Genomic DNA, 20,416 nt, shown 5'->3' with positions numbered 1-20,416 from the left:
GCGGGTTGGTGCCGCCGGTGCCCCACTGTCCCTAGACTCCGTGCAGCGGTGGGCCGCCCTGGCCTGCCCGAGCACTCGGGAGCGGGGTGGTGCAGGTGCCGGACAGTGTCGAGCCACGCCTCGCCGTACGCCGCCTCTCGGAGCTGATGCGGCGCGTCAACTCCTCCACGGACACCGCCGACGTCCTCGAGGAGATCGCCACGGGTGTGGTCGAGGTGCTCGGCTACGGCGTGGCCGCGATCGCGCGGCTCGAGGGCTCGATGCTGGTGATGACCAACGTCGCCGGCCCCGACGCGGTGAAGCAGCAGATCCTCGGGCGCCGGACGCCCGCCGACCAGATCCTCGACGAGTTCCGGCAGGCCGACAAGTGGGGCATCCTGCGCTTCGTCCCGCACGGCCGGATGTCCGACGCGCGGCGCCGCGCGGCCTGGATCCCTGACCTGCCCCAGCTCGAGGACGCGGACGCGTGGCACCCGGAGGACGCCCTCTACGCACCGCTGTACTCGGCCACCGGTGAGCTGCTCGGCAACATGGCCGTCGACCTGCCGCCGCACGGGCGCATCCCGGGGCAGGCTGAGCGCGAGCTGCTGGAGATGTTCGTCGTCCAGGCCGGGCTCGCGCTCTCCAACGCCCAGCAGCGCGAGCAGCTGACAGAGCGGTTGCGCCTGGGCGACATGATGAGCCAGATCGCGCGCGCCGGGGGAGCGGGCGGGCTGGAGCAGATCCTCGAGGTCGCCGCCCAGTCGATCGCCCAAGGGCTGCGGGCCCGGCAGGTTTGGCTGCGCCTGTACCCGGAGTCCGACCCCGCGCCCGAGTACGTCTCGGGCTACCCGTACGTCATGGTCCCCGAGGACGACATCCTCGACCTGCGCATGGACCTGGCCCGCTCGGGGACCATCCTGACCCGGCCGGTCGAGGTCACCATCTACGACTCCGGCTCCGAGGAGCTACCCGACAGCTGGGAGGCGCTGCAGAGCGTGCTGCGCGGCGTGCGTGCGGACCGCATGATGATCACGCGGATCCACTCCGGGACCCGGCTCATCGGGTACCTCGCGGTCGCGTTCTCGCCCTCGCGCCAGCCGATCAGCGGGGCGGAGCAGTTCGTGCTGCGCGAGGTGACGCGCGAGCTGGGCAACGTGGTCGCGCGCGCGAGGCTGCTGGAGACCGAGCAGCGTCTCGTCACCGAGCTGCGCGAGCTCGCCCGGTACCGCAGCGAGCTGATGGCGACGATCTCCCACGAGCTGAAGACGCCGCTGACGGCGATCATCGGGCACGCCGAGATGCTCTCGGACCGGTACCCGGACGCGGCGTCGGTGCACGCCATCACCCGCAACGCCCAGCGTCTCAACCAGCTGGTCGGCAACCTGCTCAACTACTCCCGGGTCCACTCGCGCCGGGAGGCGCTGCGCCAACGTGTCGACCTCGTCGAGCTGGCCCAGGCCAGCCGTGACCTGCTCGAGGTCCGGGCCGACACCATGGGCGTCCACCTCACGTTCACCGCCCCCGCGGGACCTGTGGACACGTACGGCGACCCCGAGGAGCTGGGGACCGTCATCGACAACCTCGTCGACAACGCGGTGAAGTACACGATGCGCGGCGGACGGGTCGACGTCTCGGTCGGTGGCGACGGGGACACCCTGTGGGTGCGGGTCGCGGACACCGGGCTGGGGATCTCCAGCTTCGACATCGAGCACATCTTCTCGCCGTTCCACCGCTCGACCAACACCGATGCCCTGTCGATCCCCGGGACCGGGCTCGGACTCGCCATCTCGCGGCGGATCGCCACCGCGCAGGGCGGCGAGATCGAGGTGGAGTCCGAGCCCGGTCAGGGCAGCGTGTTCACCTTCCGGCTGCCGGTGCAGGGGCCTCGTCCCGACGAGTGACAGCAACCCCGTCGCGGGCGTCGGGTGCCTCGAGGCTGAGCACCCGGTGCATCCGGTCCAGCCCGACGGCGGTGTGGGTGATCCACACGACCGACCGGTCGGCTCCACGCTCCGCGCCCAGCAGGTCGTCGGTGACCGCAGCCGCGGTCGCGCTGTCCAGGTGGGCGGTCGGTTCGTCGAGCACCAGGACCGCCGGGTCGGCCAGGACCGCACGCGCCAGAGCGATCCGCGCCCGTTCACCGCCCGACACGTCACGGTGCCCGGTGCCGACGAAGGTGTGCATGCCCTCGGGAAGGGTCGAGACCCAGGCACCCAGGTGCGCGCGTTCGAGGGCGGCGCCGACCTGTTCGTCGGTGCTGCCGGGCGCGGCGAGCCGTACGTTCTCGGCCACGGTCGAGGCGAAGACGTGCGGGTCGTCGTCGACCAGTCCGACCCGGCTGCGCAGGTCGTCGATGCCCAGCTGCCGGGCGTCCGTGCCGCCGTGCAGGTACTCGCCCGAGGCCGGGTCGAGGTAGCGCATCAGCACGGCTGCCAGCGTGGACTTGCCGCACCCCGACGGTCCGACCACCCCGACCCGGTCGCCGGGTGCCAGGTCCAGGTCGACGGGGGCCAACGAGACCTCCTCGTCCCACGCGGCGCTGACCCCGCGCAGCCGGAGGTCGTGCCCGGCGGGCAGCGGGAGCGGCTCGACAGGTTCGGTGACGGCCGGGGCCTGGCGGGTGAGCTCGTCGAGCCGGGCGCGCGCAGCGGCGGTGCGTACGGACAGGGCGCCCGCGTCGGCGAGGGGCGCGGTCGCGTCCACGAGCGCGAGCGGCAGCAGGAGCAGCAGGGCCAGCGTCTCGCCGGCCACGTGGCCCGACGTGGCCCACGCCATCGCCACCACACCCGCCCCCGCGACGGCCTGGGCGAGCGCACGGCCGCCGGCCGTGCCGCGTACTGACGTCGCCGAGGCAGCGGCCAGGTCGTCGGCGACGACGTCGACGCGTTCGAACGCCTTCTCGATGGCCTGCCACTGCTCCAGCTCGCCGAGGCCGGAACCGATCTCCTCCAGACGCACCGAGAGCTCGGCGCGCGCGGCCACGAGCCGGCGTTCGGCGCTGCTGGTGGCCGTACGGGCCAGGACGAAGGCCAGTGGGCCGGCGAGGGCCACCAGGGCGAGGACGCCGCCAGCGGGAAGGTGGAGCCACGCCCCGAAGACGGCCGCCCCGAGACCGACGAGGCAGCTGGTGACCACCGGCTGACGTACCCGCAGCGTCGCGTCCAGGACGGCGTCCACGTCATCGACGACCCGGGTCAGGAGATCCCCGCGACGGGGACCGAGACGGCCAGGCACCAGAGGCACGAGCGCCTCGTACACGGCCGCGCGCCGCTCGGCGAGGTCGCGCAGGACCGCGTCGTGCGAGATGAGCCGCTCAGCGTGGCGCAGTGCGGGTCGGGCCAGACCGAACATGCGCACGCCCACGATGGCGACCATGAGGTGCAGGACCGGCGGGTGCTCGGAGGCGCGGGTGATGAGCCACCCGGCCGTGGCCGTGAGCGCGACGCCCGAACCGACCGACAGCGCGCCGAGCAGGGTGGCGGTCGCCATGCCCCAGCGGGAGCGGTCGGCGGCGTCGCTGACGTCCTCGACCGGTACGACGGGCGCCGGCACGGTGGCCGGCTGCTCGACCGCGTCCGCCGGGGCGGGGCCGGGGGCGGACAGGGGCGTGAGCGCGACGACGACGTCGGCTGCCTCGACGACGGCCGGTCGGTGCGCCACGGTCACGATGAGCGCCTCGCGCGACAGGTCGCGCAGCGTGTCGAGCAGGATCCGCTCGGTCTCCTCGTCGAGGTGCGCCGTCGGTTCGTCCAGCACGACGACCGGACGCCCCGCCAGCACGACGCGGGCCAGGGCGACCCGGGCGCGCTGGCCGGCGGACAGCCCGGCGCCGTCCTCGCCGAGCGGGGTCCGGAGCCCCCACGGCAGACTCTGGACGTGCGCGGCCAGGTCGACGCGCGCCAGGGCCTCCCACACGTCGCCGTCGCTGGCAGTGGGCCGTCCGACGCGTACGTTGTCGCCGATCGTCCCGGCCAGCAGCCACGGACGCTGGGGTGCCCAGGCGACCTGGGCGTGCCACCAGGCGGGGTCGACCTCGCTCAAGGGGACGTCGCCGATGCGGATCTCCCCACCCGCCGCGACCAGGTCGCCGCGCAGGGTGGTCAGGAGAGTGGACTTGCCGCACCCCGAGGGACCGGTGACCGCGACCAGTCCGGAGCGCGGCAGCGTGAGGGTGAGCGGCGCGACCAGGGCGGGGCCGCCGGGGTGGCCCACCTGGAGGTCGACGAGCTGGACCCCGGTGCCGACGGGCACCGTGGTGCCGCGTGAGGCGGGGGGCTGGTCGAGCAGGGCGTCCGCCTCGGCCAGGGAGGCGGTGCCCTCGGCGGCGGCGTGGAACTCGGCTCCGACCCGGCGCAGCGGCCAGTACGCCTCGGGGGCGAGGAGCAGGACGGTCAGGGCGACCTGGAACTCGACGTTGCCGGCGGCGAGCCGCAGGCCCACGGCCACCGCGACGAGCGCCACCGAGAGGGTGGCGATCAGCTCGAGGACCGTGGAGGAGGCGAAGGCGACCTTGAGGGTCTCGATGGTGGCGCGCCGGTGCCGGTGGGTGACCGTGCGGATGGTGGAGACCTGCGCGGTGGCGCGGCGGTGCGCGACGAGCGTCGGCAGGCCCCGGACCACGTCGAGGAAGTGCCCCGACAGGGTGGCCATGGCACGCCACTGCCGGTCCGCCTTGTCCTGGGTCACCGACCCGATGAGGGCGGCGAAGAGGGGCACGAGGGGGAGGGTGCAGACCACGATCAGCCCGGCGATCCAGTCCTGCGACCAGATCGCCACGACGGTGGCGACGGGCAGGACCACGGCCGGTACGAGTGCCGGCAGGTAGCGGGTGACGTACGGCTCCAGCGCGCTCATGCCGCGGGTGCACAGGACGGCGAGCTCGCTGGGGTCCGGGCGTCGGTGGGCGGGCAGGAGGCGGGTGGCCTCGAGGAGGCGGCGGCGCAGGTGCTTCGACACCTGCCCGGCGGCGCGGTCGGCGCTGACGTCGCCCACCCACGCCAGCAGCGCGCGGCCGAGCACGATGGCGAGCAGCACCAGGGCGTACGTGTGCCAGACGGTGTCGGTGTGGTCGGTGACCAGGCCCACCACGAGCGCGGCCAGGACGAAGGCCTGGGCGACGGTGAGGAGCCCGTTGAGCAGCCCGGACACGACCACGGCCACCAACGCCCCGCGAGCGGGGCGGAGGTGGCCGAGGACGTGCGGGTCGAGTGGCTTCACGCGGCCGGCCCGGACACGGTGTCGGCCACCGGGTCGGGGATGTGGTGCACGGCGATGCGCTTGCGGAAGACCCAGTAGCTCCAGGCCTGGTAGAGCAGGACCAGGGGCGTGAAGACCAGCGCCACGATCGTCATCAGCTTCAGCGTGTACGGCGTGGACGCCGCGTTCTCCGCGGTCAGCGAGAACGCCGGGTCGATCGAGGACGGCATCACGTCGGGGAACAGCGCCAGGAAGAGCCCGGCGACCGCGAACGCGATGGTGAGGAAGGTGCCGGTGAAGGCCCAGCCCTCACGTCCGGCCCGGGCCATGGCCAGTCCGCCCAGCAGGGTGACCGCGGCCAGGACGAAGGCGACCGCGGAGCCGACGGATCCGGTCTTGACCTGCATCCAGACCATGAACGCCACGGCGAGCACGGCGGCCACCAGACCGATCTTGACCGAGAGCGCCCGGGCACGGTGCCGGATGTCGCCGTCGGTCTTGAGGGCGACGAACATCGCGCCGTGGGTCATGAAGAGGGTCAGGGTGACCAGGCCACCCAGGATGCCCAGCGGGTTGAGCAGGTCGAAGACCGGGAAGCCGGTGTACTCGAGGAAACGGGCCTCGGGCGGGTTGTCGCCCAGCGGCTCGATCTTGGTACCGGCGACGATGTTGGCGAACGCCACGCCCCACAGGAGAGCGGGGACGTACGACCCGAGGATCGCGGCCAGGTCCCAACCACGACGCCACGGCTCGGAGTCCTTCTTGCCGCGGTAGTCGAAGGCGAGGTTGCGCACGATGAGGGCGACCAGGATCAGCAGCAGCGGCAGGAAGAACCCGCTGAAGAGGGTGGCGTACCACAGGGGGAAGGCGGCGAAGATCGCGCCGCCGGCCGTGAGCAGCCAGACCTCGTTGCCGTCCCAGACGGGGCCGATCGTGTTGTACATGACGCGGCGCTCCTTCTCGTCCTTGGCCAGGACGGGAAGCAGCATGCCGACGCCGAAGTCGAAGCCCTCGAGGCAGAAGTACCCGATCCACAGGATGGCGACCAGGGCGAACCAGATGGTGGTGAGTTCCATGTCGTGTTCCTCCTTCCTCAGTAGGCGAATGCCAGGGGCTTGTCGTCGTCAGCGCCACCCAGTGGCACGTTCGGCGGCTCCTCGAAGGGGTCCGCACCGCGCTTGACGTACTTGATGATGAGTCCGAGCTCGATCACGGCGAGCACCCCGTACAGCAGGGTGAAGGTGATGACGCCGATCCAGGCCTCGGTGAGGCTGACGCCGGGGGAGACCGCGTTCTCGGTGGTCATGAGGCCGAAGACGACCCACGGCTGACGACCCATCTCGGTGAAGATCCAGCCGAAGGAGCTGGCGAAGACCGCGGCGAACGGAAGGGCCAGCCCGAAGCGGCCGAACCACTTCGAGGTGGGCACCCGACCCCTGCGGGTCATCCACAGCACGGCGATGGCGCCCAGCGCCACGACGAAGCCCAGGCCCATCATGAAGCGGAACGACCAGTAGGTCACGGGGATGTTGGGGACGAAGTCGCCGGCGCTGAAGTACGCGGCGCCCGGGTCCTGCCCGAACTCCTCGATGTAGCGCTCGCGCAGCGGGTTGATGCCCTCGACGGTGCCGTTGAAGGAGCCGGTGCCCAGGAACGACAGCAGGCCGTGGACCTCGATGATCGGGGTCGCCTCCGACCCGTCCAGCCGCCCGATGGTGAGCACCGAGAACGGTGCGGTCGTGGTGGTCTCGTACAGACCCTCGGCGGCCGCCATCTTCATGGGCTGCACCTCGGTCATGATCTTGCCCTGGAAGTCGCCGGTGACGATGACGCCCAGCGAGGCGATCAGGGTGACCACGGCGCCGAAGCGGATGCCACGGTGGTAGACCGAGCGGTCGTCGGCGCGCTTGACGTAGAGGTACGCGCAGATGCCGAGCACGAAGGCGCCGGCGGTCATGTACGCGGCCAGCACGACGTGCGGGAACGTGACCAGCTGGACCTTGTTGAACATCACCGCGGCGAAGTCGGTCAGCTCGGCGCGACCGGTCTCGGCGTTGTACTCGTAGCCGACCGGGTGCTGCATCCACGAGTTGGCGGCGAGGATGAACCACGAGGAGGCCAGCGTGCCGATGTGGACGATCCACATGCACGCGGCGTGCAGGGCGCGGGGCAGCTTGTCCCAGCCGAAGATCCACAGGCCGATGAAGGTCGACTCGAGGAAGAAGGCCAGCAGGGCCTCGATCGCCAGCGGGGCGCCGAAGACGTCACCGACGAACCGGGAGTAGTCCGACCAGTTCATGCCGAACTGGAACTCCTGCACGATGCCCGTGACCAGGCCGAGCGCGAAGTTGATCAGGAAGAGCTTGCCGAAGAACTTCGTCAGGCGGAGGTAGTCGGGGTTCTTGGACCGCAACCACATCGTCTCGAGGATGGCGATGAGGAGTGTCAGTCCGATCGTGATCGGTACGAACAGGAAGTGGTAGACGGTGGTGATTCCGAACTGCCACCTCGCGATTTCAAGGACGTCCATGCGGATCCTTCCGGGAGGTGCTGCTGTCTGCCCAGGGCGCACGCCTGGCAACTGTCTTGCAGACTAGTCCCGCTATCTGACGGTTTGTCAGGGCAACCCGTCCTCACCTGACGGGGCAGGAGGTCCCAGCGCAACGGGGGCCTCTGGACCCCCGCGGGCGGCGACCGACCTGTCCGAGGGGCCCGCGGGCGTGACGCGCGACGCGTCGGACGAGTCCCGCGACACGCTCCTGTGGTCCATGGGGCGCGTGTGACTTCACCGTAAGGTCGCAGCATGGCGACCCGTACGTCTTCCCCGCCGCGGTCGCGGAGTTCGAGCACCTCCAGGTCCACGTCCGCCAAGGGCGGTGGGTCAAAGGGATCGAGCACCCGATCACGGAGTACCAGCACCAAGCGCACCACCTCGAGCCGAGGTGGTGCTTCGTCACGCTCTGCCGGACGTCCCGCGCCGCGCGCGGTGCGCAACGGCCCGAGCCCCGTCGCGCGGTTCTTCACCGCGCTCGGCGGGGTGTTCGTCAAGGCGTGGCTGGCACTGGCGCACGGGATCGGTCACCTGGCCCGGTCGATCGGGCACTCCGCGCGCGAGCTCGACCCCGAGCACCGTCGCGACGGCGTGGGCCTGCTGCTCATGGGCCTGGCCGTCGTCGTGGCCGGTGCCGTGTGGTGGCAGCTGCCCGGCGGCGTCATGGAGTTCATGCGTGAGGCCAGCAGCGGTGTGGTGGGCAAGGTCGGCTGGCTCGTCCCGCTCTTCCTCGTGTACGCCGGCTGGCGCACCCTGCGCGACCCGGAGCGCAACGGCCCCGTGGGTCGTCAGGTGATCGGGTGGACCGCGTTCGGCCTCGGCCTGCTCGGCATCGTGCACATCGCCAACGGCAGCCCGGCGCCCACGGCCGGGGACTCCAGTGAGCTCCAGGGAGCCGGAGGAGCGGTCGGGTACGTGGTCTCCAGCCTGATGCTCGACCTGTTCCGCACCCCGTACGTCGTGGTGCCGCTGCTGGCGCTGCTGTCGTTCTTCGGCACCCTGATCATCACCGCCACCCCGCTCTACCAGGTGCCGGTCAAGCTCAACGCGCTGCTCGACCAGATGCTCGGCCGCACGGCGTCCGTGGACGCCGACGGCGCGTCCACCTCGCGTCGCGGCCGGGGAGGGGAGATCGACCCCGACCTCGGCGACCCGGCGTACGACTCCGCGCTCGTCGAGGACGAGAAGCCCCGGAAGCGTGGCCGCAAGAAGGACGCGCTGGACGTGGCGGCGGAGTTCGACGAGCCCGACGCCGGCATCGACCTGTTCAACGACGACGTCCCGACCCAGGTCACGCCCGTCGTGCCCGTGGTCGAGGAGGACGTCGAGCTCGTCCCACCGCCGCACGCCGACCTGCCGCAGCGGGTCGAGCAGCTCGCGCTGTCGGGCGACATCACCTACACGCTGCCGGGTGCCGAGGTGCTCAAGGCAGGCTCCCCGCACAAGCCGAAGTCGGCGGCGAGCGACAACATCGTCGAGCGGCTCACCCAGGTGCTGGACGAGTTCAACATCGACGCGCACGTCACGGGCTACACCCGTGGTCCGACCGTGACGCGGTACGAGGTCGAGCTCGGGCCGGGCGTCAAGGTCGAGAAGATCACCAACATCCAGAAGAACATCGCGTACGCGGTGGCCTCCGCGGACGTCCGGATCCTGTCGCCGATCCCGGGCAAGTCCGCGGTGGGTGTGGAGATCCCCAACCTCGACAAGGAGATCGTCACGCTCGGTGACGTCCTCCGCTCGTCGGTGGCGCGCAACAACCACCACCCCATGGTCACCGGCGTCGGCAAGGACGTCGAGGGCGGCTTCGTGGTGGCCAACCTCGCGAAGATGCCGCACCTGCTCGTCGCGGGTGCCACCGGATCCGGAAAGTCGTCGTTCATCAACTCGATGATCACCTCGCTGCTGATGCGCTCGACGCCGGACGAGGTCCGGATGATCATGGTCGACCCCAAGCGCGTGGAGCTCAACGCGTACGAGGGCATCCCGCACCTGATCACCCCGATCATCACCAACCCCAAGAAGGCCGCCGAGGCGTTGCAGTGGGTCGTGCGCGAGATGGACATGCGCTACGACGACCTGGCCAACTTCGGGTTCCGCCACGTCGACGACTTCAACAAGGCCGTGCGCGCCGGGACCGTCGAGGTGCCGCCGGGCAGCGAGCGTGTGCTCTCGCCGTACCCGTACCTGCTGGTCGTGGTCGACGAGCTCGCGGACCTCATGATGGTCGCCCCGCGCGACGTCGAGGACGCGGTCGTCCGCATCACGCAGCTGGCCCGCGCGGCCGGCATCCACCTGGTGCTGGCGACCCAGCGCCCCTCGGTGGACGTCGTGACCGGTCTGATCAAGGCCAACGTGCCCTCGCGTCTGGCGTTCGCGACCTCGTCGTTGGCCGACAGCCGGGTCATCCTCGACCAGCCGGGCGCCGAGAAGCTCGTGGGCCAGGGTGACGGCCTGTTCCTGCCGATGGGCGCCTCCAAGCCGATCCGCGTGCAGGGGTCGTGGGTCAGCGAGTCCGAGATCGCCCAGGTGGTCAAGGTCTGCAAGGAGCAGCTCGAGCCGACGTACGTCGAGGAGGTCACCGCGCCGGCCTCGGCCAAGCGCGAGCTGGACGACGACATCGGCGACGACATGGACCTGGTGGTCCAGGCGATCGAGCTCGTGGTCACCAGCCAGTTCGGGTCGACCTCGATGCTGCAGCGCAAGCTGCGCGTCGGCTTCGCGAAGGCGGGCCGTCTGATGGACATCATGGAGAGCCGCGGCGTCGTGGGTCCCAGCGAGGGTTCGAAGGCACGTGACGTGCTGGTCAAGCCCGACGAGCTGGACTCCGTGATCGCCACGTTGGAAGGGGGAGCGTGATGGGGGCAGCTGAGGAGTACGTCGCGGCTGACGTCGAGGAGCAGGGCCCGCAGGAGCGGGTCGAGGGCCTCGACCTGGCGCCCAGCACCGTGGAGGTGTACCGCAACGGCGTCGTCGGTGGCGTCGTGGGCGTGGCGTCGGCCGTCGTCGCGATCGTCTACCTGGCCCGGGCCACCCAGACCGGCGGTCTCCTGGACTGGGCGTTCGCCGTCGGGCTCGGCCTGCTGGCCGCGGGCTGGCTCTCCAGCCTGGTCGACTCGCGCACCCCGCTGCTGGTCGCCGACACCCAGGGCGTGCGGGTGCGCCTGGGGCGCGGCTGGCACGGTCTGCCCTGGGGTGCCGTCCGCGAGGTCGAGCACCGCCCGCGGCGCGGCCTGAGCGACGGCCGTCTGGTCGTGGTGCCCCACAACGAGGAGCGCTTCACCGCCGAGCTCGACGCAGCCGGTCGCCGCCAGGTCGCCCTGTCGCGACGCCTGCACGGAGCCCCGCTGGCGATCCCGCTCGGCCTCACCACCCGCGTCGAGGGAGCCGACGGTGACCTGTACGCCGCCCTGAGTGCCGTTGCCGACGGCGCCAGTCGCGTCGTGGTCGTCGAGGACGAGGTTGCCGCCGGCAACGACGGTGCCGAGCCGTACGAGCTCGAGGACGAGACGGCGGAAGCCTTCGGCGCCGAGGCTCCGCTCGACGAGGACGCCCTCGACGACGACGTCGAGGTGACCCCGGCTGCGGGTGACCGACTCCGCGACGGTCTGGCCCTTCTGGGGGCGCGCGTCTCGTCCCTGTTCGCGCGTGGCGACGAGGAGTCCCTCGCGACCACCTCCGACGAGCTGGACGTCCACGACGACCACGAGGACGTCGAGACCACCCAGCAGTGGGACGCCGCCGAGCTGGCCGAGGCCGTGGAGCCTGCGCCCAGCCCGGTCCGCGACCTGCGCTCCGCCCGTCGCAGCGAGGTCACCGTCGTCATCGACGACCTGGCCGACGACGAGATCGTGGGCCGCGAGCTCCGCCGCGCCGGCAGCGTGGACCTCGTGGAGGAGACCCAGGCGTGGGGGGACCGGGTCCGCCCGATCTCCCGCCAGGGTGACCCGGTCGAGGCGCTGGTCATCGACGAGTTCGCGGTGCAGCCGGCCGAGGACCCGGTGATCGGTCCCGAGATCAGTGCCGCACGCACCCGCCTGGGCCTGAGCGTCGACCAGCTCGCCGACCGTACGCGGATCCGTCCGCACGTCATCGAGTCGATCGAGGTCGACGACTTCGCGCCCTGCGGTGGTGACTTCTACGCCCGCGGCCACCTGCGCACGCTCGCGCGCGTCCTGGGCATCGACGTGGCACCGCTGCTCTCCAGCTACGACGACCGCTACGCCAACGCTCCGGTGAACCCGCGCCGCGTGTTCGAGGCGGAGCTCGCGACCGGTGTGAACGGGTCGATCCGCGGCACCCGTGGCGGCCCGAACTGGTCGGTCCTCGTGGCGGCCGTGATGGCGCTGGTGCTGTGCTGGTCGATCGCCCGGCTGGTGATGGACAACCCGACCGACCTGCGCTCCGACCTGCCCGTGCTCAACGGCTCCGGCGGTCCTGACGGCTCGTCGGGCGCGGCGCTGGCCGACCCGGTCAAGGTCGTCCTGTCCACCCCGGCCGGCGGCGCGCACCTGGTGGTGCGGGACGCCTCGGGCGAGATCGTGTTCAAGGGGAGCCTGACGGCGGGGGCCACCAAGGAGCTCAAGGCCTCGCCGCCGGTCCGGGTCCAGTCCAGCGACGGCGCCGCCACGGTGGCGCTCGACGGCCAGAAGGCACGCCCCGTCGGTGAGGCGGGCGTCGCGGGCCAGTCGACCTACGTGGTGGGGTGACACCGCGATCGCGAGATCCGTACGCGCGCAGGGCCGTCGGAGGGCAGTGACACTGCTCACCGGCGGCCCTCGTCGCGTCCACGGGTGCGGAGGTTCGTGGCCCGAGACGGCATACTCACGGTGCGATGACCACTGATTCTGAAACCGAGACCGCCACCCTGAGCGTTGCCATGGTGACCCTGGGGTGTGCCCGCAACGAGGTCGACTCCGAGGAGCTGGCCGGACGTCTGGAGGCCGGAGGCTTCCGCCTCGTGGAGGACCCCGACCTGGCCGACACGGTCGTGGTCAACACGTGCGGGTTCGTGGAGTCCGCCAAGAAGGACTCCGTGGACACCCTGCTGGAGGCCGCGGAGCTCAAGAGCACCGGTCGTACGCAGGCCGTGGTCGCGGTCGGCTGCCTGGCCGAGCGCTACGGCAAGGACCTGGCCGAGTCGCTCCCTGAGGCCGACGCGGTCCTCGGCTTCGACGACTACCCGGACATCGCCTCGCGGCTGCGCGCGATCGTCGCGGGGGAGACGCACCACCCGCACACCCCCTCGGACCGACGTCTGCTGCTCCCGATCTCGCCGGTCGAGCGCGACGCCTCGGGCATCTCGGTGCCCGGTCACGCCGACCCGGTCGTGCCGGACCAGGGCGAGGAGATCGGGGTGGGTGCGCCGGCCACGGGTCCGCGTGCGATGCGCCGGCGTCTCGACGCCGGCCCGATGGCGCCGCTCAAGCTGGCCAGCGGCTGCGACCGCCGCTGCTCGTTCTGTGCCATCCCCAGCTTCCGCGGCTCGTTCGTGAGCCGTCGCCCCAGCGACGTGCTGGGCGAGGCGCGCTGGTTGGCCACCCAGGGCGTCAAGGAGCTCTTCCTCGTCTCGGAGAACTCCACCTCGTACGGCAAGGACCTGGGCGACCTGCGCCTGCTGGAGACGATGCTCCCCGAGCTGGCCGGGATCGACGGGATCGAGCGCGTCCGGGTCTCGTACCTCCAGCCCGCCGAGACGCGCCCCGACCTGGTCCGCGCGATCGCGACGACACCCGGCGTCGTGCCTTACTTCGACCTCTCCTTCCAGCACGCCAGCGCCTCGGTGCTGCGCCGGATGCGTCGCTTCGGTGACCCGGACAGCTTCCTCGGGCTGCTCGAGCAGATCCGTGGTCAGGCGCCCTTGGCGGGCGTCCGCTCCAACGTCATCGTCGGGTTCCCCGGGGAGACCGAGGAGGACCCCGAGACGTTGTGCGACTTCCTCGAGGCCGCGCGCATGGACGTGACCGGTGTCTTCGGCTACTCCGACGAGGACGGTACGGAGGCGGCCGGTTTCTCCGACGACCTCAAGCTGGACGAGGACGAGATCCGTGCCCGCACCGAGCACGTGACGACGCTGGTCGAGGAGCTCAACGCCCAGCGGGCCGAGGAGCGCATCGGTGAGACCGTCCAGGTGCTCGTGGAGAGCCTCGAGGACGGCGTCGAGGGACGCGCGGCCCACCAGGGGCCGGAGGTGGACGGCACCACGCTCCTCCAGGACGCGCAGGGTGCCCGGGTGGGCGACCTGGTCACCGCCGTGGTGGTGGCGACCGACGGAGTGGACCTGATCGCCCGAGTGAGCGGAGCTGACGCATGACCGAGCCCAAGGCCTCCAACCTCAACGTTCCCAACGCGTTGACGACCCTGCGCATCCTCATGGTGCCGCTGTTCGGCTGGGCGCTGCTGCAGGAGGGCGGCGACTCGGTGACGTGGCGCTGGATCGCGTGCGGCATCTTCGTGGCGGCGATGATCACCGACAAGATCGACGGCGACATCGCCCGCAAGTACAACCTCGTCACCGACTTCGGCAAGATCGCCGACCCGATCGCCGACAAGGCGATCACCGGCATGGCGTTCATCGGGCTGTCGATCGTCGGCGACATCTGGTGGTGGGTGACCATCGTGGTCCTGCTCCGCGAGTGGAGCGTGACGCTGCTGCGCCTGTCCGTCCTCAAGGACGTCGTGATCCCGGCCGCCCAGAGCGGGAAGATCAAGACGGTGCTGCAGTCCGTCGCCCTGACGATCCTGCTGGCCCCCCTGCCGCACGGCGACGCCCACGGTGGGGCGTTCGACGCCCTCGGGGCGGTGGGCACCGGGCTGTTCTACGTGGGCCAGGTGGCGCTCGCGGCGGCCGTCGCGATGACCCTGTGGTCGGGGTACGAGTTCTTCCGCGAGGTCGCCAAGCAGCGACGCAACGTTTCCGCCTGAGCGGGACCCCTCGCAGAGATCATCCAGCCACCCCCGCCGCCGGACGGACAGACCGGCGTCGGGGGTGGTTTCGGCAAAACGTCACCCCTTGTTTACGTGGATACCGTCGGGAGGGGGTTCCAAGGGACGAATCTCGGGCTAGGGTGCTGCCGTTCGAGAACTTCGGAAGGTGGAACCAGTGTCAGCATCCCTCTCCAGCCCCGGCGCGGCGCGCCGGGGCCTTTCTGTTGCCGCGGTGGGCGGTGTGGTGGCCGCGTCCCTCGCGGTGCTCGCCGCACAGGCGCCGGCCCAGGCGGCCAATCCCGTCGACTTCCAGATCATCGCGACCAACGACTTCCACGGTCGTCTCGCGCAGGAGGCCCCGGCCAACGGCAACGACGGCGTCGGTGGCGCCGCGGTGCTCTCGCAGTACGTCAAGGACCAGCGCGCGCTGCAGCCCAGCACGCACTTCGTCGCTGCCGGTGACCTGATCGGCGCCTCGACGTTCGACTCGTTCATCCAGAAGGACAAGCCGACGATCGACGCCCTCAACGAGGCCGGTCTCGACGTGTCCGCGGCGGGCAACCACGAGTTCGACGCTGGTTACGACGACCTCAAGAACCGCGTCATGGCTCCGTACGACGCCACCACCAACCCGCTGGGTGGTGCTGAGTGGGAGTACATCGCGGCCAACGTGAAGCTGAAGACCGGCGGCGACGCCCTGGCTCCCTCGTGGACCTCGACGTTCAACACCGGCACGGCCAACGAGGTCACGGTCGGTTACGTGGGTGCGGTCACCGAGCACCTCGACGAGCTGGTCAGCCCCGCCGGCATCGCCGACCTCGAGGTCACCGATGTCGTCCAGGCCGTCAACACCGAGGCCGACGAGCTCAAGGCCGCGGGTGCGGACGTCGTGGTCATGCTGGTCCACGAGGGTGCCCCCTCGACCGACTGCGCGACGATGGACGACGACCCCGCGAGCGACTTCGGCTCGATCGTGACGGGCGTCAACGCCAACGTCGACGCCATCGTCTCCGGCCACACCCACCTGGCCTACGACTGCTCCTTCCCGGTCGCGGCCTGGTCCGGCCGTGCCGTCACCGAGCGCCCCGTCGTCTCCGCGGGCCAGTACGGCACGTACGTCAACAACCTGAACTTCACCGTGGACACCGAGGCCACCGGCGCGAGCAAGGTGACCTCGATCGACACCGCGATCACCGCGATGTTCCCGAAGGCTCCCGTCCCGGTCACGCCGATCAACACCGGCGACCCGCTGGTCAAGACGATCGTCGACGCCGCGGTGACCAAGGGCAACGAGCTCGGCGCCGAGGTGCTCGGCAAGATCGGTGGTGAGTTCAACCGAGCCCAGCGTCCCCGTGCCGCCGACCCGAGCGTGATGGAGGAGAACCGTGGTGGCGAGTCCACCCTGGGCAACGTCGTCGCCGAGGCCCAGCGCCAGGCCACCGCGTCCGCGGAGTTCGGCTCGGCCCAGATCGCGTTCATGAACCCGGGCGGTCTCCGCGCCAACATGACGGGCCTGCCGGGTGCCTTCCCGCGCGACCTGACCTACAAGCAGGCCGCCACCGTGCAGCCGTTCGCCAACACGCTCAACAACATGAAGCTCACCGGGGCACAGATCGCCGACGTGCTCGAGCAGCAGTGGCAGCCGTCCGGCGCGTCGCGTCCGTTCCTGCGCCTGGGCGTCTCCGAGGGCTTCGAGTACACCTACGACCCGGCGACCAAGCAGATCACCGGCATGTGGCTCAACGGGACTCCCGTGAAGGACGACCAGACCTACTCGGTCACGGCCAACTCCTTCCTCGCGGCCGGTGGTGACAACTTCACCGCGTTCCGTGCGGGCACGGGCAACCGCGACACCGGCCAGGTCGACCTCGCCGGCATGGTGGACTTCATGAAGGCCTACGCCACCACCCCGCTGGCGGTGGACGCCTCCCAGCGCGCTGTGGGCGTCTCCTTCCCGGCCGGCGCGCCTGCGTCGTACAAGACCGGCGACACCGTGGCCTTCGAGCTGTCCTCGCTCGCGATGACCGGCACCGGCGACGCGCAGGACAGCTCGGTCGAGGTCTTCCTCGGCTCCACGTCCCTGGGCACCGTCCCGGTCGACAACACCGTGGCCGCCGGTGCCACGGACGACGAGTCCGGCAAGGCCAGCGTCTCGCTCACCGTGCCGCAGTACTACGGCGCGCCCACGGCGCTCACCGTCGTCGGTGACACCACGGGCACCGAGGTGAGCATCCCGGTCGCGTTCGCGGCGCAGAAGGCCACCGCCAAGGTCCAGGCCGCGGTCACGCCCAAGAAGATCGTCCGCAAGAAGACCAAGGCGAAGGTGACGGTCACCGTCACCGCCCCGACCAAGGTGACCGGCAAGGTCACCCTCAAGGTGAAGGGCATCAAGAAGGTCTTCACCGGCACGGTCAACGCCAAGGGCAAGGTCGTCTTCACGCTGCCGAAGTTCAAGAAGGCCGGCAAGTACAAGGCCACGGTCCGCTACCTCGGCAGCGACACCGTGAAGGCCGCCACCAAGACGGTCACGATCCGCGTCCGACGCTGATCACCGCCGGGGCGGGCCCTTCGTGGGGCCCGCCCCGTTCCTTCCCCGGCCCCTGAACGGGGTCGTGGTCCCTGCACGCTTCCCACTCGGAGGACCTCATGCAGCACCTCAAGCCCGGCACCCGCCGGCTGGTGGCCGGTACGGCCGCCCTCGCGGTCTCCCTGGGCGGCACAGCCGTCCTTGCGCAGACCGCCGTCGCCAACCCCGGCGGCACCGACCTCGTGATCAACGAGGTGTACGCGAACGGCGGCTCGGCCGGCGCCGCGTACACCCACAAGTTCATCGAGCTCTTCAACCCGACGAACGCGGCGATCACGCTGGACGGCAAGAGCCTTCAGTACCGGGCCGCGACCTCGACCAACCCCAGCAGCGGCGTCCAGGTCCTGTCCGGCAGCATCCCCGCCGGTGGGTACTTCACGGTGACCGCTGGGTCCAACGGCTCCAACGGCGCCGCGGTACCAGGTGTGGACCTCACCAGTTCGCTGAACCTCGGCGGTGGGGGAGGCACGGTCTCGCTCGTGGCAGGGACCGCGGCGATCACTCCAGGCACCGACGCGACCATCGATCGAGTGGGCTGGGGCAACAGCAACGCGCCCGAGGGGACCGCCACGTCCGGCAACTCGGTGACGCTCAGCCTGCAGCGTTCGGCGACGGGCGGTGACACGGACGTCAACCAGGCAGACTTCACCGCGGCGGCGCCGACCCCGGACGCCGTCAGCGGGTCCGGCCCGGTCGACCCCGAGCCCGAGACACCGGTCGTCAAGACGATCGCCGAGATCCAGGGCACCGGTGCGGCCACCCCGCTGGAGGGCACCCTCGTCGAGACCACCGGAGTGGTCACGGCCGCGTTCCCCACCGGCGGCCTGAACGGCTTCTACATCCAGACGCCCGGTGCCGACACGCCTGACGCCTCCGACGGCCTCTTCGTCTACCGGCCCGGCTTCACCGGTGTCGCGGTCGGCGACTCGGTCAAGGTGACCGGCACGGCCACCGAGTTCAGCACCCTCACCCAGATCAACGCGACGGCCGCCACCGCGTCCGTCGAGGTGCTCCCGACCAGCCTGGGCGACGTGGTCCCCAAGACCACGATCCCCGGCACGGACTGCACCCTGCCCGGCACCGACTGCCTGGAGGGTGCCGCGCTGGAGGCTGCCAAGGAGAAGTCCGAGGGCGAGGTCTTCGACCTCTCCGGCACCCACACCGTCACCGACGTGTACGACGGCTCGGCGTACAACCCGCCCGCCGGCGGCAGCAGCAACTTCTTCGGTGAGATCGGCATCGCCGCGAACTCCTCGATCCCGCTGGTGACGCCCACCGAGGTCATCGACGCCCAGGACGCCGCTGCCATCGCGGACCGCAAGCGCTACAACAACGCGCACCGCGTCGTCCTCGACGACGGCTCGTCCACCACCTACTGGAACACCGCCAACACGGCCTCCGGCATGGGCACCCCGCTCCCGTGGTTCGGCAAGGACACCACCGTCCGTGTCGGCGCGACGGCGGACTTCAAGGACAACGTCATCCTCGACTACCGCTTCGGCTGGAAGGTGCAGCCGACCTCGCAGGTCACCGACTCCGGTGCCGACAAGGTCGCCTTCTCCGACACCCGCGCCGACAACGCTGCTCCGGCAGCCGTCGGCGGCAACCTGAAGCTCGCCACGTTCAACGTGCTGAACTACTTCACCACGCTGGGCACCGACATGGACCCGGGCGTCTGCACCTCGTACAACGACCGTGAGGGCACCCCGATCGCGGTCAACCGCTGCGCGTCGATCCCCAACGGCCCGCGCGGCGCGTGGGACCAGACGAGCTTCGAGCGTCAGCAGGCCAAGATCGTCAAGGCGATCAACGTGCTCGACGCCGACGTCGTCTCCCTGGAGGAGATCGAGAACTCGGCCGCCGTGGACGGGCACGACCGTGACGAGGCGCTGTCCGCGCTCGTGACCGCTCTCAACACGGCGGCGGGGGAGACCCGCTGGGCCTTCGTCCCGTCGCCGGCCGCCAGCGACCTCCCGCCGGTCGCCGACGAGGACGTCATCCGTACGGCCTTCATCTACGACCCGTCCACCACCGACCTGGTGGGTGCGTCCAAGGCGCTCGTGGGCGTCGCCGCCTTCGACAACGCCCGCGAGCCGCTCGCCCAGGTGTTCAAGAAGAAGGGCGCCCCGGCCGACGAGGCGTTCGCGGTCATCGTCAACCACTTCAAGTCGAAGGGCTCCGGCACCGACGACGGCACCGGGCAGGGCAACGCCAACCCGGACCGCGTCGCCCAGGCCCAGGCCCTCGCCGCCTTCTCCGACTCCTTCAGTGCCGAGCGTGGCGTGTCCGCGGTCTTCCTGACCGGCGACTTCAACGCGTACTCGAAGGAGGACCCGGTGCAGGTGCTGGAGTCCGAGGGGTTCACCAACCTCGCCTCCAGCGACGCTGAGGAGTGGTCGTACAACTTCGAGGGTCAGGTCGGCTCGCTCGACCACGTCTTCGCCAACGCGGCCGCCCAGGCGTTCGTGCGTGGGGTCGACCTGTGGGAGATCAACGCCAACGAGACGGTGTTCAACCAGTACAGCCGCTTCAACTACAACGCGGCCGTCCTGTTCGACGCCACCACGCCGTTCTCGGCCTCCGACCACAACCCGGAGATCGTCGGCCTGGAGTTCAGCACCGAGGAGCCCGAGCCGCAGCCGGTCGCCTCGACGATCAAGATCACCGCGCCCAAGAAGGTCGTCGTCGGCAAGAAGGCGACCATCAAGGTCAAGGTCACCGCTGCCGGCACCACGCCGACCGGCAAGGTCACGGTCAAGGTCACCCTCAAGGGCAAGACCCGCACCTTCAAGGTGACGCTGAAGAACGGCGTCGCCACGGTCAAGGTCCCGATGCGCAAGGTCGGCAAGGCCACGGTGAAGGTGACCTACCCGGGCACCGCCACGGTCAAGCCGTCCTCGAGGGCCACCACCATCAAGGTGGTCAAGAAGCGTCGCTGACCTGAGCACGTCCCGCAGGGGCTCGGTCGTCCACGGACGGCCCGGCCCCTGCGGCTACGTTGGGCGCATGGATGCTGCCTCAGTGCTGGACCTGCTGGTCAGGTCCGACTCGACGTTGGCCACCGTCGAGTCGCTCACCGGGGGCCAGGTCGCCGCGGCGGTCACGGCCGTCCCGGGCGCGTCGCGCTGCTACGTGGGTGGTCTGGTCACCTACGCCACCGAGCTGAAGCAGAC

Annotated in this window: 11 protein-coding genes; 8 read left to right on the top strand and 3 right to left on the bottom strand. The window is 70.7% G+C overall.

Translation table 11 applies throughout. The features are described 5' to 3' along the window. The first annotated feature begins 95 nt into the window (after nt 1-95). Nucleotides 96-1,883, top strand: a complete 1,788-nt coding sequence (locus ACI379_RS07350; RefSeq protein WP_439791430.1) for a sensor histidine kinase — start codon at nt 96-98, stop codon at nt 1,881-1,883. Here the strand turns inward: ACI379_RS07350 and cydD are convergent. The 3 genes from cydD to ACI379_RS07335 are packed head-to-tail and all read right to left on the bottom strand — an operon-like array spanning nt 1,840 to nt 7,708. Next, nucleotides 1,840-5,199, bottom strand: coding sequence for a thiol reductant ABC exporter subunit CydD (gene cydD / locus ACI379_RS07345; protein WP_439791429.1), 3,360 nt, complete (start codon nt 5,197-5,199; stop codon nt 1,840-1,842). The genes ACI379_RS07350 and cydD overlap by 44 nt on opposite strands. Then, complete coding sequence (gene cydB / locus ACI379_RS07340; protein WP_439791428.1) at nt 5,196-6,254, bottom strand: cytochrome d ubiquinol oxidase subunit II; 1,059 nt, start codon at nt 6,252-6,254, stop codon at nt 5,196-5,198. Before cydB ends, cydD begins: the two co-directional genes overlap by 4 nt. Before the next feature lie 17 nt (nt 6,255-6,271). Then, nucleotides 6,272-7,708 (bottom strand): cytochrome ubiquinol oxidase subunit I, encoded by a 1,437-nt coding sequence (locus ACI379_RS07335; protein ID WP_439791427.1) that lies wholly within the window; start codon nt 7,706-7,708, stop codon nt 6,272-6,274. Nucleotides 7,709-7,981: 273 nt separating this feature from the next. Between ACI379_RS07335 and ACI379_RS07330 the strand changes: the two genes are divergently transcribed. The 7 genes from ACI379_RS07330 to ACI379_RS07300 all read left to right on the top strand — a co-directional run. Further along, a complete protein-coding gene (locus ACI379_RS07330; protein WP_439791426.1) occupies nt 7,982-10,588 on the top strand; it encodes a DNA translocase FtsK 4TM domain-containing protein in 2,607 nt (868 codons plus the stop codon). Next, nucleotides 10,588-12,438, top strand: coding sequence for a helix-turn-helix domain-containing protein (locus tag ACI379_RS07325; protein WP_439791425.1), 1,851 nt, complete (start codon nt 10,588-10,590; stop codon nt 12,436-12,438). Before ACI379_RS07330 ends, ACI379_RS07325 begins: the two co-directional genes overlap by 1 nt. A gap of 158 nt (nt 12,439-12,596) precedes the next feature. Continuing rightward, nucleotides 12,597-14,042: a 30S ribosomal protein S12 methylthiotransferase RimO gene (rimO, locus tag ACI379_RS07320; RefSeq protein WP_439791456.1), complete on the top strand. Its 1,446-nt coding sequence runs from the start codon at nt 12,597-12,599 to the stop codon at nt 14,040-14,042. Then, nucleotides 14,039-14,653, top strand: coding sequence for a CDP-diacylglycerol--glycerol-3-phosphate 3-phosphatidyltransferase (gene pgsA / locus ACI379_RS07315; protein WP_439791424.1), 615 nt, complete (start codon nt 14,039-14,041; stop codon nt 14,651-14,653). Before rimO ends, pgsA begins: the two co-directional genes overlap by 4 nt. A gap of 178 nt (nt 14,654-14,831) precedes the next feature. After that, nucleotides 14,832-17,204 carry a bifunctional metallophosphatase/5'-nucleotidase gene (locus ACI379_RS07310; RefSeq protein WP_439791423.1) on the top strand — a complete coding sequence of 791 codons (2,373 nt, stop codon included), beginning with the start codon at nt 14,832-14,834 and terminating at the stop codon, nt 17,202-17,204. 98 nt (nt 17,205-17,302) lie between these two features. Next, nucleotides 17,303-20,182, top strand: a complete 2,880-nt coding sequence (locus ACI379_RS07305) for an ExeM/NucH family extracellular endonuclease (RefSeq protein WP_439791422.1) — start codon at nt 17,303-17,305, stop codon at nt 20,180-20,182. A gap of 67 nt (nt 20,183-20,249) precedes the next feature. Then, nucleotides 20,250-20,416 (top strand): CinA family protein (locus ACI379_RS07300; protein WP_439791455.1); only part of this gene is annotated, 167 nt, incomplete at its 3' end.

The organism is Nocardioides sp. (genome assembly GCF_051876515.1).
Lineage (GTDB): Bacteria > Actinomycetota > Actinomycetes > Propionibacteriales > Nocardioidaceae > Nocardioides.
This window is presented reverse-complemented; position numbering and strand designations above follow the sequence as displayed.